We start from the raw sequence: 15,199 nt of genomic DNA, 5'->3' as shown, positions 1-15,199 counted from the left end.
TTCAGAGCCCTCCGCCCGCAATCTGCTTTACAACGTCGAGAAGCATGTTGGCTCCAGCGACAAGATCCTCGTCCGGTGTCTTTTCCTTGGGATTATGGCTGATGCCGCCAAGGCTCGGCACGAAGATCATCGCAGAGGGGGCGATCCGCGCGATCATTTGCGCGTCATGGCCTGCGCCCGAGGTCATGCGGCGGACCGTGTGTCCGCGCTTCGTCGCTGCTTTCTCGATCAGCTCGACGATCTTGCCGTCGAACGTCACCGGCTGAAAGCGGGCGAGGCGCTCGACCCCGAAGGATACACCTTCCTCCCTCGCCACCTGCGCAAGATAGGCTTCAAGGGCTGCTTCCTCTTGCTTGAGCCGATCCTCGTCCGGATCGCGAAGATCCACCGTGAATGTCGCGCGGGACGGGATGACGTTGATCGCATTCGGCTCGAAGCTCATGCAGCCAACCGTCGCTACCATCGGAGTGTTCGAATTCTTGGCGCGCTCGCGCAGGAACGTGATGACCAGCGCGGCGGCATGTCCGGCATCGCGGCGCATGGAGATAGGCGTCGTTCCCGCGTGGTTCGCGTCGCCGCTGATGGTCACCCGCTGCCAGGAAATGCCCTGCAGGTTCTCGACGGCTCCGATCTGGATGCCTTCGCGCTCGAGAACCGGACCTTGTTCGATATGCAGCTCGATATAGGCATGCGGCCGGATGAAGCCTGGTTCATGCTCTCCGTCGTAGCCGATGCGCCGCAGCTCCTCGCCCAGCTTCGTGCCATCCGTTCCGACCGTCGCAAGAGCCGTGTCGACATCGAGGCCGCCCGCGTAGACGAGCGACCCCATCATGTCGGGCGCGTAGCGCACGCCTTCCTCGTTGGTGAAAGCGGCGACTACGATCGGGCGCGACGGCTGGAAGCCCGCCGCGATAAGCGTTTCGATCACCTCGAGACCCGACAGAACGCCATAACATCCGTCATAGATGCCCGCGTTGATGACGGTATCGATGTGCGATCCGAGCATGAGCGGTGGCTCGTCGGAAACGGCAGTGGGCTTCCAGATACCGAATATGTTGCCGATGCGGTCGATGGCGACGTCCAATCCAGCCTGCTCGATCCACGAGACGAACTTGTCGCGTCCAAGCTTTTCTGTATCCGAAGCTGCGAGACGGACTAGCCGGCCGTCACCGCCACGACCGATGTCGCCGAGTTCGGAGATTCGGTCGAGCAGCCGTTCGGAGTTGACGGAAATCTCGCTCATCGGGCCACCTTTTCCTTTCTTGCGCTTTGGCCGGCGTTCTTCGCTGCAATGTCTGCCGGCGTTGCGCCGACAAACTTCTCGTAGAGAACGGGATCGGTCGCGCCCTCGGTGTTGATGAGGAAGACGCGGGACTGCGCATCAAGGCCGATCTTCGCCCGCAGTTCCTTGTCGGCAGCAAGCTTCAAAAGGCCGGCGAGGCCAACGCCGCCGCTCTCGCCGGCAACGACCGCCGGGTCTGATCCCCTGGGGTTTGCAAAAAGCTTCATCGCATCGATCGCGTCGGGGTCGTCAACCGTCATAAATGCATCCGCAGCATGCGACAGGATCCGCCATGCCACCAGCGACGGCTCGTAGCACTCCAGCATCGCCATCACGGTGGCTTCGCCATGATCGACCTTGACCAAATGTCCGGCGCGGGCTGTCTCGAAGATGCAGGCTGCGCGGGAGGGATCGACGACCACGAAGAAGGGGCGATTGTCGCCAAAAAGGACGGAGAAGTGGCCAGCAACCGTAGCGGCGATGCCGCCCACGCCTGCCTGCACAAAAACATGGGTCGGCGGTTCCGACATGTGGCGGAGCGCCTCGGTCAGCAGCGCGGTGTAGCCCTGCATGACGAAGCCTGGAATGCGCTCGTAGCCGGGCCATGACGTGTCGGAGACCGTGATCCAGTTGTTTTCCTCGGCCACGCGAGCCGCTTCCCGGACGGAGTCATCATAGTTGCCGTCGACGCGGACCATGTCTGCGCCGAAACGGGCGATTGCGTCGATGCGCTCCTTGCTGACGCCCGAATGAACGAAGATCGAGCATTTGGCACCAACGAGCTGCGCGCCCATGGCGACGGAACGCCCATGGTTGCCGTCCGTCGCGCAGGCGACCGTCATTTGCGATGCAATGGATCTCACATCGTCGCTCTGAAGCTCCGCCACGCCGACTTCGCGGTCGAGGCGCTTCGAAGCCTCCTCCAGTACGAGCCTGATCACAGCATAGGAACCGCCGAGTGCCTTGAAGCTGCCGAGGCCGAGGCGATGGCCCTCATCCTTTACCATGATCGAACCGATCCCGATCTCACGTGCGAGATCCGGTAGCGACACCAGAGGAGTTGCCTCGTAGTCTTCGCGATGGCGCAGGAAGTCCTTGACCGTCTTGGCGGCTTCGACCCCCAAAATCTCGGCGTCGACGGTTTCGAGCGGCTTGCGATAGTCGGCGTGTTTGTTCAGGAGCAGCATCGGGACATCCTTTCGAAATTAATCCTGTCCTGATAATTACTTCATTACGTGTGAGAAATGCGCTGTATTTTAATGCCAACAATGAAACATTCGCTCGATCGGCCGGGCCGATTTGACCTAAATTTGAGCCTATTGGAAAATTACTCCTCGCAAAGGAAATACGGATGACTGACAAGCATTCTGCAGGAGCCGTGGAGCTCGACCGTTTCGACCTCGCCATCCTGCAGATTCTTCAGAAGGACAACAAAACGCCGCAGCGCTCGATCGCAGAGGCAATCGGCCTGTCGGCTCCGGCCGTGCAGCGCCGCATCAAGCGTATGGAGGAGATGGGCACGATCGTTGCCAATGTCGCTGTCGTCGAGCCGTCGCATGTGCGCCACGAGATTACAGTCTTCGTCGAGGTGGAGATGCACAACGAGTTCGCCGCCACGCATGACGCAACGAGGAAATCCTTCGCGGAAGCCCCGGAAGTTCAGCAGTGCTACTATGTGACAGGCGAGGTGGATTTCATTCTTCTCGTGGTCGTTAGGACGATGGCCGATTACGACGCCCTGACGAGGCGGTTGTTCTTCGCCAACAAGAACGTGAAGCGGTTTCGCAGCTTTGTCACCATGGACAGGGTGAAGGTCGGATTGAGCATTGCTCTGGATCCCAAACGCGACCGGAGCTAGCGGATGCGCCTCTCGGCATTTCGCAGGCTAGGGCAAGCCGCGTTGATCTTCAGTTGGTGTGCAGCAACGGGCGCTATGAAACGCGTCGAGGTAGCCTACCGTAATTTACCAACAATCCTGCGTATCTTACTACGAGGCTTGGTTCGCCTGTCCTATGATCCTTCGAACAGCGGAGGGTCACGTCATGACTGGTGAGGAAAAATCTGAATCCCATCCTTCGATGATCAGTGCGGAAGAATTACGCAAGCGCGCGCTTGAGCTGCAACTCGTGGAGATGCAGCGCGACGAGAAGATCAGAGCGCGTGAGGCCGAAAAACATGCCGAGTTCGTCGAGAACTTCTTTCAGAAACATGTCAGCGAGAAGGAGCGGGAGGTCATTCGCCGCGTGGTGATGAAGGCCGTCGCCGACGGGAAGGTCGAAGCATTGATCTACAGCTTCCCTTCCGACTTCTGCACCGATAGCGGTCGCGCCATCAACAGCAACCGCTCCGATTGGCCTTCGACTCTCCAGGGAAAAGCCAAGGAACTCTACGACCTCTTCAATGAAGTTGCTCGTCCTCAGGGCTACGGCCTCACCGCCGCAGTCATCAATTTTCCGGGCGGTGTGCCTGGCGACATCGGCTTTTTCCTGAATTGGGAGGCGCCGGTCGTCTGATCCCCTATAGAATTGGCGACCGACATGTCCGGCTCCAGCAGTGGTTGGAGCGCAGCAGCGACGGCTGAATTTACCGACGAAGTTCCAGGCGCAACGCCGAGAATATCGGCAATGGGGGCGGCGCATGAGGACAAGAGAGATCGAGCGAAGGTTTCTTGTCCGAAACGATGATTGGCGACGCAAAGCTGTGGCTGCAAGTGAATTGCGCCAGGGCTATCTTCTGTGCGATGCCCACAAGTCGCTCCGTATACGCTTGGTGGACGGCCGGGCGGCTTTCCTGACCGTGAAGTTCAAACGGCAGGGGATCATCCGCGATGAGTTCGAATATGCCATTCCGCTCCTGGAAGCGGAAGAATTGCTTGAACGCGCAATCGGCGCCGTGATTGAGAAGTCTCGCTATAGGGTACCCGTTGGCAGATTCACCTGGGAAATCGACGTCTTCCACGGTGGGCATTCCGGCCTGACGATTGCCGAGATCGAGTTGTTCAGCGAGACGGATCGGCCGGTGCTGCCGCGCTGGCTGGGACCTGAGATCACAGGAAATGCCCGATATTCCAACCGGACCCTGGCGACAATGACTTTGGATCGGTCGGCACAGCTTCGCCTCTTCGGCGCCAAGAGTGCCATGATCACAGACGAGGTTTCAGACTCTATTCGCCGGCTATCGTCCAATTATGGTCCGGATTGAACTCCTTGATGGAGGCGGCAATCTCTGCCGTATTCTCGCCGAGGTCGCGTTCGTAGATCACGCTCTGGTCGCTAATCATGAATGTCTGCACGCCCGTTTCACGATACTTTACTGGCCAGGCGATGAGCGCAAAGCCGTCGGTCATGTTGCCGTTGACGATGTAGCTATGCCGGCCACCGAAGACGTTCGGGCCTTGGCCGGTCAGGATACGATAGCGGTAGCCGAAATAGCCTTCGCCCTTCAGCGCCTTTCCGAATGCCGCATTTTCGATCAAAGCGCTGGCCGGGCTTGCGTCCTCGTCCGTCTCGGCCACCCAGTAAAGGCCGTTCTTCCGTCCCTGGTCGCTGATCAGCACCTGGGCGTATTCGTAGACGCCGTCACCATCCCTGTCTTCGCTGGCGTAAATGCGCTGGGCCATGACATAATCATGCATCGTCTGGATGGTCTGCAACTCGTTTTCGCCGATGCGCCGATTGAGGATTTCTTCCAGGCCCGCTTTCGTGTCGAATGCCCATTTGCCATCCTCGCGTTTCACCAGAGGAAACGGCAGCGGCCAGAGCTTGTCTCCGATCGCGATGATCTTGCGGTCCCAGATGTCCTGCACGGCCACTTGCCTGGCCGCGCCTTCCTTGATCAGGCCGAGGGCGGCCATGGCTTCTTCGCTCGCCTTCAGCCTGGCCGCATCGAGACCCAGCAACTTTGCCAGACCGTCGACATCGTTGGACGTCAGCACCGTCTTGAGGCGATCGACAGCTTCCGACGACTGATCGAATTCGGCCGACTTCTCATGGGACGCAAAGCCCGCGAGCCTTTGCCGGTCCTGCGCCTCGCCAACTTGCCAGCTTGATAAGGAAACGACCGAGGCCACAAACATCAATATGGGCAACTGCATTCTGCGCGTCGTTCTCATCGCCTGCCTCCCCAAAAAATATCGTGTCTATCTCCGGCCTCTACCGCCGCCGCCTCTGCCGCCACCGCCTCTGCCGCCGCCATGCGGCATTGGACGTCCACCGCCACGATGCATTGATCTGGGAGGCTGTCGGTGTGCCGCTCCCATGCTTTGACGGCCACGCTGGGACGCCATCATCTCCCGGCGGCCAGAGGAGACGTTGCCAAGGGCCGAAGGCTGGCGTCCCCTGTTGTCGGGTCTTGAAGCCAGCTTCTGCTGGCCCGAGCGAGCTGCGGCTGCCTTCGTACCTCGATTTGCGCCCGTCGCCGCCTTTGGAGACCGGGGCTCGGCCCGCGCGACATTCGCGGGCCGGTTGGCACCTTGGGCAGTCCGGGCGGTCGGCTTCTGTTTCAATCCTTGCGCCGTATCTCTGCGGACATCGGCCGCACGATTGACGCGATCAGCCGCAGAACCGCTGCGTTCCCGATTGAGGCTCTCCGCCCGGCTGCGCAAATCGTTGCCACCTTCTGACCGGAGATTGTTTCCGATGGCAGACCGGTCCATCTTCGCGAGCTGGTCCTTGCCGATGTTTAATTTGCTGCGGTCAACATTCTTCCAATCGACATCATTCCATTTGACCTTGCCGCTGAAATTGCGGTTGTTGAAGCAGTTGTTGCAGTCGATATCGACGTCGCCGCGCCAATTGCCGCCCCATATGCCCCAATCGTTCCAGTTGACGGCCGCAGCCCATGCAACACCCGTAAATGCGGCTGCGAAAAAGGTTGCTCCCGGGTAGTAATAGCTGGGATAGGAATCCGAATAATAGCCAATCGGTTCGGAAGCGTAGCCGGGCTCATAGAGCATTTCCGGCGCATACTGGGGAACGTAGATCTTCTCCGGATTGGTCGGCTGGATAATGACATTGTCGTTTTCGGTAACGACGGTAATCTTGTCATCGCTCTTGATGATTTTTTTTGCCACTGCCTCGTCGCGCAATTGCTGGATGGCGACCAGAACGTCCTTTTGCTGGTTCGTCAGGGCATTTCCGAACGCCTGCGTCCATTCCAGGTCATCGCTCATCATCTTGACGACCTCCGGATAGTTCAGCAGCGAAATGACGCTGCCGTCCCAGTCGCTCTTGGGCTTTAGATCCGCATTCTTTTTCTTCGCCTCCAGGAAGCGTTGGGCTTCGACGATCTGAAGCGGGAAAAGCGATGCTGCCGAGATGGCCGCGACAAGCTCGTCCGGATAGAGAGCGATGCGTGCGACGAGCACTTCCAGCTCGTCATCGGAAAGTAGCGCGGGCGCATTTTCTGCTGCTTGCGCCGGTGGGGCGCTGCTCGCGGATGTTTGTGAGTAGGCGGGAAATTGTGCCTGAATCGCTAGAAGCGACACCGCTGACAATCCAAAGATGAGGTCTCGAAGTTTCATCCCCATAGCGATCTCTCCCCATAGCGATCTGCGGGACATGCCGCTTTTCTGATACTGCTTTTCGCTCTGAAGCTCCGTCCCGATCAGCGCTGCAGGCCGTATCGAGAGGAGCGGGCTTTCCCCCAAAATAAGGCCCCTTGCAGAGCCCAACTGCCTGCAACTGCTTGCATCGCGCTCGACGCCGCTTCCATCGGTCCGACGTTCGGTCGCAACCATAATATTGCAGTCGATTACATTAGGTATGTATAATACAAGAAGTTACGCAGCACGGGTCAGCCGGGCATCGAGGGTTGCACGTCGCGCAGTGCGGACAGCACCGCACTGGACGAGATTGAGCGGTCAGAAGAGCGACATTCCTTTTAGAGAACAATGGCGAAGGCGCCGGCCGGATTGGTTGTTGAGTCACATTGCGCCAATAACGGTAGGTATGAACTTACTTTCGCTACGGCAATGGCTGTTGCGCAAGGCCCTCGCTCACGTGCGAGCGTGCTGCCGCAGCTATATCTCATCGAGCAAAGTGCGGCCCGTTATTTCTGAACGGCACCTCTTTCGAACCGGCGGCGCGAATTTGCTTTTCCAGTAGCGGCATCAATCCTTCGATCGCCTCGGACGGATGGCGTTCGTATCGGCTTCGATGCGGCACGCGGATGTTACGCGATGCTACACGCGCTGTGACGGCAGCCGCGTTAAAATCCTGTCTGTTTATCAAGAAGAGGACGAACCGTTGGCCGAGCTATGCCTTCGCCAAGCATCGATCAAGCGTTTGGACGCATATGAGGCGGGCTCAGCTTTTTCGATTGGCGTCCTTTGTGGGCGGGAGTTGTAAGATGGCCGTCAGTTTTCATCTGCCCATATTGCGAGGCTTGGGCGGCTTTCAATCCGATTGGCTGCGCAGCGACATTCCCGCCGGCCTGTCGATCGCCGCGGTCGGCTTGCCCAGCGCCATTGCCTATCCCGCCATTGCCGGGCTCCCGCCTGAAACTGGAATTTATGCCAGCATTGTAGCCCCGATTGCCTACGCGCTCTTCGGGCCGTCGCGATTATTGGTGGTTGGGCCTGATGCTGCCACGATGACGGTGCTTGCCGCTGCCATGGGCGTGGTGGTCTCTTCCATGCCCGCAGGCGCTCCGGTTGATCGAGTGGCGATTGCCGCAGCCCTCGCATTGGGCGTTGGGTGCTTCTGCTTTGCTGCGCGGTTATTGCGCCTTGGTGTTTTGGCGAGCTTTCTCTCTCGGCCGATCCTCGTTGGTTTCTTCGCCGGCGTGTCGCTGTCCATCCTTGTCGGCCAGATCAATCGATTCACGGGCGTGCGCATCGAATCGGACGGTCTGCTGGCGCCGATTGCCGAGATACTTCGCAAAAGCGCATCCATCCATTGGCCCTCGCTGTTGTTCGGGCTCGCGATGTTCTGCCTGCTGTGGATCGTCAAAGCGACGCAATCCCGTATTCCAGGGCCTGTGCTCGTCGTTGTGATATCCTGTCTCCTGTCCGCCATCTTCGATTTTCAGGGGAGAGGAATCGCCGTGATCGGCGACATTCCTCGCGGGCTTCCGTCGGTCAGCTTTCCGTCAATTTTACAAATGCCGCTTGATAAGATTGCCCTGGGATCGGCTGCGGTTTTCCTCGTCAGTTTCGGCGCAGGCATCGTGGCTGCCCGGAGTTTCGGAGCGCGCACGGGCGAAGAGGTCGATGCCAATCAGGAATTGATCGGCCTGGGCGCTGCAAACATCGCTCCTGGCTTGTTTGGGTCTTTCCCGATCAGCGTTTCGGACTCGAGAACGGCAATCAATCTTTCGGTAGGCGGCCGCTCGCAGGCTGCCGGTCTGGTGTCCGCGGCGACGCTGATTGCGGCCCTTGTCTTCCTGCACAGCGCATTGCGCATTCTGCCAATCCCTGCTCTTGCGGCAATACTGGCGACCGCTGCGATCGGTCTTATCGACGTTCATGAGCTGAAGAGGATCTGGCAGATCAGCAGAATGGAGTTCGTCTTCGCGCTGATCGCCATGTGGGGCGCCATCAGTTTCGGTGTCTTGAATGGCGTCGTCGTCGCCATCGTTGCGACGCTGATCTATCTCCTGCGCAAGACGATGTTTCCCCATGACGCGCTTCTCGGGCGCATCCCCGGCCGGGATGGCTTTTACGATATGCGGCGGTTTCCCGATGCCACGGGGATCCAGGGCACGGCGATATGCCGGATCCAGGGCAGCGTCTTGTTCTACAATGCGGATTACGTTCGTACGCGATTGCGTGACATCGCCAGGAATCTCACGCCGGACACGCGGCATTTCGTGCTCGATGCCGGCGCAATAGTCCATCTCGACAGCACGGGCGCTGCTGCGCTCGACGCGGTTCAAGCGGCCTTGCAGGAGCAGGGCGTCGTCTTCTGCGTGGCGGAGTTGAACGCCGAGGCCAAGGCGCTGCTGCAACGTGCGGGTGTTGTCGACCGCATCGGTGTGACGAGTTTCTTTGATGACAAAGAGGATGCCATCCGGTCGTTCCGCCTTCAGGAAGTGTGACCCAGGCAAGAGCGAGACGGGGCATCACAGATATCGCAACTCAGGGAGGGAAGTCATGAACAAGATGTATGATCCCAATCGCGAAGGGGAAGCGGATAGCGGTGGAAAGAAGAAAAAGCGCACCAAGGATTATGAGAAGGAAATCGCGAAACTGCAGGTCGAACTGGCGCATCTGCAGGCTTGGGTCAAAAATTCTGGCGCTCGCATCGTGATCATCTTCGAGGGTCGCGATGCCGCCGGCAAGGGCGGCACGATCAAGCGCCTCACGGAGCGCGTCAGTCCGCGGGTGTTTCGCGTGGTTGCCCTGCCGGCACCCAATGACCGTGAAAAATCACAGATCTATATGCAGCGCTACATTGCTCATCTCCCGGCCGCGGGCGAAGTCGTCATCTTCGATCGTAGCTGGTATAACCGCCCTGGCGTCGATCGTGTCATGGGTTTCTCCACGGAAAAGAAGGCCCGTCGTTTCCTTGAACTCGCTCCGCGTTTCGAGGCTGCCATCGTCGAAAGCGGCGTAATTCTGCTGAAGTATTTCCTGACCGTTAGCGAACATGAGCAGGAGCGTCGCTTCAGGAGGCGGATCGACGATCCGGTGCGGCAATGGAAGCTAAGTCCGATGGACTTGGAATCCTACCGCCGCTGGTGGGACTACACACGGGCCTATGACGAAATGATCAGAATGACGGATACGCAGCATGCGCCCTGGTGGATCGTGCCTTCGGACGACAAGAAGAAGGCGCGCATCAATTGCATCTCGCATATTCTGAAATCGATCCCCTATGAACGGGTGAAGTTCGAGAAACCTGAACTGGGCAAACGGCAGAAGCGGCCTTCGGACTATGTCGAGGACGACGGCGTCCGCCATATCGTGCCGGACCTTGTCTGGTAAGCTGTAGAATCCGCCGGGGCTTTGTGCCATGCAATCGATCTCAGCACCGCCCGTACAGGAAGTTGCGGCAGACACCGGCAGCGTCCGGTCGAGCTCGAATTCCGCTGACGCGCGCATAAGCGAGTTTATCCGACTGGGTGTCGTCGGTCTTTTCGCCTATTGGTCCTTTACGATCGTCGCTCCCTTCATCTTGATCTTCGCCTGGGCGGCGATCCTGGCGGTGGCCCTTTTTCCTCTCTTTGAACTGTTAAGGAGATTGCTTGGCCGTCGCGGCATTGCCGCGGCAGTCCTGATCGTCGTCGCGTGCCTCGCGATCGTGATCGCGCCGCTTGCGGCCATCTTGTTCAGCTTCGCCGACGGTACGCGCGCGCTTCTGACCGGCCTGAAAGAAGGGACTGTTGTCTTGCCTTCGGCGCCTCAGAGCATAAGGGCCTGGCCATATGTCGGGGAGCGCGCCTTTGAGATTTGGAACTACGCCATCGCCAACTTTACGGTGATGCTAAAGCAGTTCCAGGAGCCGATAAAGGCGGCTGCAGGCGTCATTCTCGAAAGAACGGCCGCTCTTGGGGGCGGCGTGCTCAGTTTCATTGCATCCGTGTTGCTGTGCGGCTGCTTCCTGGTTGCAAGACAGCAACTGGTGACGTCGGTGAACTTGGTCGTTGCTCGGATCGCCGGCAACAGAGGAACCGATTTCGTTCGTCTGGCAAGTATGACGGTCCGCAATGTTTCCCGTGGTATCATCGGCATCGCATTGCTGCAGACGCTGCTCTGCGGGCTTATCTTTTTTCTCTTCGACGTTCCGGCAAAAGGCGCGCTGACCTTCGTGGTCTTCGTATTCTGCATCATTCAGATCGGACCAGGTATCGTGCTGCTGCCCCTGGTCATTTGGGCCTGGTTCACCTGGCCATTCCCGGATGCTTTGCTGTTCACGCTTCTCGCAGTGCCGGTCACCGTTCTCGACAATATTTTAAAGCCGATTTTGATCTCGCGCGGTCTATCCACGCCGATGCCCCTGATCTTGCTTGGCGTTATTGGAGGAGCTTTGGCGCACGGTTTGGTAGGCTTGTTTCTCGGCCCGGTAGTTCTTGGCGTTTTCTATGATCTGTTCGTGGCCTGGACGAGCCCCACCCTTCCTGCTGGTGACAATTCTCCCGAAACCTCGCAAGAGGTGGCTGTTTCCTGACCGTAAGCTGAGCCTTCCTGCCGCCAAGTTGCCCACCCGTATCATACGGGCGAAGGAAGGCACCATCGCGTAAGTTACTACCAATGCCAGAGCTGCCGCCTATGATCCGATGGCCGCTTCGGAGCGATGGTCCGAACGGAGGCTGCCGGCGTGCGATCAGGTGCACCGTTCGATTGGAAAAATGCATGCTTAGAAGGTCTCTGGTTGTTCTGCTTTCAGTCCTTTCAGGATGCGGTCATCCGAGCGGCGTAATGACGCCGGTGACGCTTTCGGCATCGGCGCCGCCCACTGCGAAGGTGGACATGCTCGTCGCAACCACCCGCCAGCCCTCCGGCGATCCGGCCACGCTGTTCAATGGCGAGCGCAGTCCGAAGCCCTATTTGACGGAGGTAGCGGTCTCGATCCCGCCCAAACGTCAGCCGGGCACCGTGCAGTGGCCGCATCGGCTGCCGCCCAATCCGGCAACCGACTTCGCCGTCATCCGCGTAAAGCAATTGGAGACGGTCGCGGAGGGTCGAGCATGGTTCCGTCAGCACGTCGTCGGCGGACACGCGCTCGTTTTCATTCATGGCTTCAACAACAAATACGAGGATTCCGTCTTCCGGCTGGCCCAGATCGTCCATGACAGCGGAATGCAAGCGACGCCGGTCCTCTTCACATGGCCCTCCAGGGCTCAACTCATCGCCTATCAATATGACAAGGAAAGCACCAATTATTCACGAACCGCGCTTGAGCAGGCGCTTCACACGCTCGCTGCGGATCCGGATGTAAAGGACATCACCATTCTCGCCCACTCGATGGGAACGTGGCTCGCCATGGAGTCCCTCCGGCAGATGGGCATCCGCGATGGCCATGTGAACCCTAAGATCCACAATGTTATTCTCGCATCGCCGGATATCGACATCCAAGTCTTCGCCAAACAGTATGTGGAGATGGGGGCGCCGAGGCCGAAGTTCACCATCTTCGTGTCTCAGGACGATAAAGCGCTCGCGGTGTCGAGCTTTATCACGGGAAGGGTCTCCCGCTTGGGTGCGATCAACCCGACGGAAGAGCCCTATCGAACGAAACTCGAAAAGGCGGGAATTACGGCAATCGACCTGACAAAGGTCAAATCCGATGACGCACTGAACCACGGCAAGTTCGCGGAAAGTCCGGAAATAGTCCAGCTCATCGGCAAAAGGCTGATGACCGGTCAGCCGCTTACGGATTCGAACGTAACGCTCGGGCAGGGCATCACGGCTGTCGTCGGCGGTACGGTATCGAATATCGGCACGGTTGCCGCCGCGGCTGTTGCTGCTCCTGCTACCATAGTCGAGCAGCCGTTGCGGCCAAGGAGGAAGCAGCCGGCTCCCGAAGGTACGCTCCAAGGTGATCTCCAACCGCAGCAGCTAGTGAAATAACCCGCCGCCCGATGCCGTTGGCTGAATGCCCGCTGCGGAGCAATTCTCATGATTTCCGAACCAATTCATGGGCTGCATCGGTTCAATCTGGTGATGCGCTAAGACTTGGGGCGCCCTGGCTGCGGCCGTAAGATCACAAGTTTCGAATTGCGAATTGCATCGCGAATTTCACCGGAAAGAGCATCGACGAGTCCGGCGTATTCCTGGCGCCGCGCTTCCCGGACATTGTCGGGGAGATCGTCCACCCGCGTCAGCGTTTCGACGGCGGCTGCAAGGTCCTCGCACATGCTGCGAAAAGTTTCGTCTACGCTAAAGAGCTGTTGTACCCGCGCGACCTCATGAGGAAAGCGCACCTCGACAATTTGGAGCGCGGACAAATGCGTTGAACTATTTTTTCCCGATATCATCCCCGCCCCGCTCGTCATGATCACGTCAAGCAGATTGAGACATTATATTGCCACTACCTTAATTAGAGGCGTAATATACATGAACATACAAGGGCGATAAGACGACCGCTACGGTCGCAGGGGGACACCATGCAGAGCGCTTGGGCAAGCGGTGGAGACGACACGTCGTCTCCTGAGATGTGGGAGATCCGAGAGCAGCTTCAGCGAATCCTTTCAAGTGAAGAGTTCCTGGCACCGGAGCGGGGCCGCAGGTTTTTGGAATATGTCGTTGAAGAGACGCTGGGCGGACGGGCTGATTATCTCAAGGCTTACACGATTGCACAGGAGGTTTTTGCCCGGGATGCATCGTTTGATGCTCAGAACGATCCGGTCGTCAGAATAGAAGCCGGCCGGATTCGTCGCGGCCTCGAACGCTACTATCTGGTTGCCGGGTGGGCCGACCGGATCATCATCACCATACCGAAAGGTGCCTATATACCTTGTTTCCGGTATGCGACTGCTGCTGACAGGCTGGCCGATCGGCCCGATTCCGACAATGTCCTAGAGACCCCGGCCGAAGTGCAGAAGCCGGTGATCGTGGCCGATCGCGCGGATAGGGCACCTCCGCCCGTGTGGCTGTGGTATGCGATTTCCGCGGCGATAGTCCTGACGACGTTCGTCGCCATTATCCCGCCGTTGAGCACTTTTTTCTTTTCATCGCACAGGGCTCAAAATGCCGCTCCGGCTGCGGCGGGAGGAGGTGTTCCCAAAGTTCTCGTCGAACCGTTCGAAGAAATTTCAAAGGAGGGTGGATCCGCCGACATCGCCCGGGGGCTCACGGACGAAGTCATTGGCGAGCTTGCGAAATTCAAGGAAATTGCCGTCATTGCAAAGGAGCCGCTTTCCAGCCCGGACATACGGGTGGAAGAACCGCGCTTTGCGCTGCAGGGCGGCATACGCGTCGACGGAAACAAGCTTCGGCTTACGGCCAGACTTGTCCGCCGCTCCGATGGATCGGTGACCTGGGCGAACAATTACGACAGGGACCTTCGAGTGCAGGATATACTTGAGGTCGAAGCCGATATCGCACGGCGCGTCGCGACGGCTGTCGCCCAGCCTTACGGCCTGATCTACCAGGCCGACGCCGCACGTTTAGCCCAATCTCCGCCCGACGACTGGGATGCCTATGCATGCACCTTGTCCTATTACAGCTATCGGATCGATCTGAACCCGCAAAACCATGCCGCCGTGCAGGACTGTCTCAAGCGCACGACCGAGCGTCTTCCGGCTTATGCAACCTCGTGGGCATTGCTCTCTCTGACCTATCTGGACGAGATTCGCTTCCAATACCGGCTGGACATGCCGCAATCACCACATCCGTTGACGCTTGCTCTTGAAACCGCCAAGCGTGCGGTGGAAATCGATCCTCAGAATGCTCGGGCGTTGCAGGCATTGATGCTCGCGAACTTCTTCAACGGCGATGTCGACGCCGCATTGAGGGAGGGAGCCGCCGCCTATGCGATCAATCCGAACGACACGGAAGTTGCCGGAGAATATGGATTCAGGCTCGCCTTCTCAGGAAAATGGGAAACGGGTTGCGAACTGATGTCGAGTGCCATCAGCAGAAACCCAGGCCCGATTGGATATTATGAAGTGGGCATGGCACTTTGCGCCTATATGCGGCGGGACTATCAGGCGGCCGAGCTTTGGGCACGTATGGCAGATCTCAAATATAATCCAATGCACCATCTCGTGCTGCTTGCGATCCTTGGCGCGGAGGGCAAGCTCGACGAAGCCAGCCGAGAACAGGACTGGCTCAAATCGAATGCGCCCGCACTCCTGACCAATATTCGTAGGGAAGTCGCAATACGGCTGCAGCGCCCATCGGACCAAGAGCATTTCCTTTCAGGATTAAGATCGGCCGGCGTCACGGTTACCCCCTGAAATCAAGGTTTTGCTGAAAACTCTGCGGCTTGGCTAATAGACGATACGTGATGCTACAGGCGTTTGAGGTCTGGCGGC

The 15,199-nt window shown here is 58.5% G+C and carries 13 protein-coding genes; 8 read left to right on the top strand and 5 right to left on the bottom strand.

The window, feature by feature from the left end; all coding sequences use genetic code 11:
- Nucleotide 1: 1 nt before the first annotated feature.
- Nucleotides 2-1,243, bottom strand: a complete 1,242-nt coding sequence (locus tag ACXHXG_RS27510; RefSeq protein ID WP_457901375.1) for a Zn-dependent hydrolase — start codon at nucleotides 1,241-1,243, stop codon at nucleotides 2-4.
- Entirely contained in the window at nucleotides 1,240-2,469 is a 1,230-nt protein-coding gene (locus ACXHXG_RS27505) for a diaminopropionate ammonia-lyase (protein WP_457901374.1), read from the bottom strand. The genes ACXHXG_RS27510 and ACXHXG_RS27505 overlap by 4 nt, the downstream gene beginning before the upstream one ends.
- 164 nt (nucleotides 2,470-2,633) lie before the next feature.
- On the opposite strand from ACXHXG_RS27505, the gene ACXHXG_RS27500 reads away from it, so the two are divergent.
- The 3 genes from ACXHXG_RS27500 to ACXHXG_RS27490 all read left to right on the top strand — a co-directional run bounded on the left by ACXHXG_RS27500 (nucleotide 2,634) and on the right by ACXHXG_RS27490 (nucleotide 4,483).
- On the top strand, nucleotides 2,634-3,140 hold the full coding sequence (locus ACXHXG_RS27500) for an Lrp/AsnC family transcriptional regulator (protein WP_457901373.1): 507 nt from the start codon (nucleotides 2,634-2,636) through the stop codon (nucleotides 3,138-3,140).
- A 184-nt stretch (nucleotides 3,141-3,324) separates the two neighbouring features.
- Nucleotides 3,325-3,795, top strand: coding sequence for a hypothetical protein (locus ACXHXG_RS27495; protein WP_260304334.1), 471 nt, complete (start codon nucleotides 3,325-3,327; stop codon nucleotides 3,793-3,795).
- 124 nt (nucleotides 3,796-3,919) lie between these two features.
- Nucleotides 3,920-4,483 carry a CYTH domain-containing protein gene (locus tag ACXHXG_RS27490; protein ID WP_260304333.1) on the top strand — a complete coding sequence of 188 codons (564 nt, stop codon included), beginning with the start codon at nucleotides 3,920-3,922 and terminating at the stop codon, nucleotides 4,481-4,483.
- On the opposite strand, the gene ACXHXG_RS27485 is transcribed toward ACXHXG_RS27490, so the two are convergent.
- Together ACXHXG_RS27485 and ACXHXG_RS27480 are read right to left on the bottom strand one after the other, a co-directional pair.
- On the bottom strand, nucleotides 4,446-5,393 hold the full coding sequence (locus ACXHXG_RS27485; RefSeq protein WP_260304332.1) for a DUF2950 domain-containing protein: 948 nt from the start codon (nucleotides 5,391-5,393) through the stop codon (nucleotides 4,446-4,448). The genes ACXHXG_RS27490 and ACXHXG_RS27485 overlap by 38 nt on opposite strands.
- Nucleotides 5,394-5,420: 27 nt before the next feature.
- Nucleotides 5,421-6,803 (bottom strand): DUF3300 domain-containing protein, encoded by a 1,383-nt coding sequence (locus tag ACXHXG_RS27480; RefSeq protein WP_457901406.1) that lies wholly within the window; start codon nucleotides 6,801-6,803, stop codon nucleotides 5,421-5,423.
- 827 nt (nucleotides 6,804-7,630) lie between these two features.
- On the opposite strand from ACXHXG_RS27480, the gene ACXHXG_RS27475 reads away from it, so the two are divergent.
- From ACXHXG_RS27475 to ACXHXG_RS27460, 4 genes are all read left to right on the top strand, one after another.
- Nucleotides 7,631-9,319, top strand: coding sequence for a SulP family inorganic anion transporter (locus tag ACXHXG_RS27475; protein ID WP_260304331.1), 1,689 nt, complete (start codon nucleotides 7,631-7,633; stop codon nucleotides 9,317-9,319).
- Between the two features lie 55 nt (nucleotides 9,320-9,374).
- Nucleotides 9,375-10,208, top strand: coding sequence for a polyphosphate kinase 2 (ppk2, locus tag ACXHXG_RS27470; protein WP_260304330.1), 834 nt, complete (start codon nucleotides 9,375-9,377; stop codon nucleotides 10,206-10,208).
- 28 nt (nucleotides 10,209-10,236) lie between these two features.
- Entirely contained in the window at nucleotides 10,237-11,391 is a 1,155-nt protein-coding gene (locus ACXHXG_RS27465; RefSeq protein ID WP_457901372.1) for an AI-2E family transporter, read from the top strand.
- A gap of 185 nt (nucleotides 11,392-11,576) precedes the next feature.
- Nucleotides 11,577-12,791: an alpha/beta hydrolase gene (locus tag ACXHXG_RS27460; RefSeq protein ID WP_260304328.1), complete on the top strand. Its 1,215-nt coding sequence runs from the start codon at nucleotides 11,577-11,579 to the stop codon at nucleotides 12,789-12,791.
- A gap of 98 nt (nucleotides 12,792-12,889) precedes the next feature.
- Here ACXHXG_RS27460 and ACXHXG_RS27455 read toward each other — a convergent pair whose 3' ends face one another.
- On the bottom strand, nucleotides 12,890-13,198 hold the full coding sequence (locus ACXHXG_RS27455) for a hypothetical protein (protein WP_260305258.1): 309 nt from the start codon (nucleotides 13,196-13,198) through the stop codon (nucleotides 12,890-12,892).
- 129 nt (nucleotides 13,199-13,327) lie between these two features.
- Between ACXHXG_RS27455 and ACXHXG_RS27450 the strand changes: the two genes are divergently transcribed.
- On the top strand, nucleotides 13,328-15,121 hold the full coding sequence (locus tag ACXHXG_RS27450) for a hypothetical protein (protein WP_283052263.1): 1,794 nt from the start codon (nucleotides 13,328-13,330) through the stop codon (nucleotides 15,119-15,121).
- The last annotated feature ends 78 nt before the right edge of the window (nucleotides 15,122-15,199 follow it).

The sequence above is a fragment of the Rhizobium sp. LEGMi-198b genome, from assembly GCF_054114205.1.
Note: the sequence above shows the minus strand (reverse complement) of the source record. Positions and strands in the feature narration are given on the sequence as shown.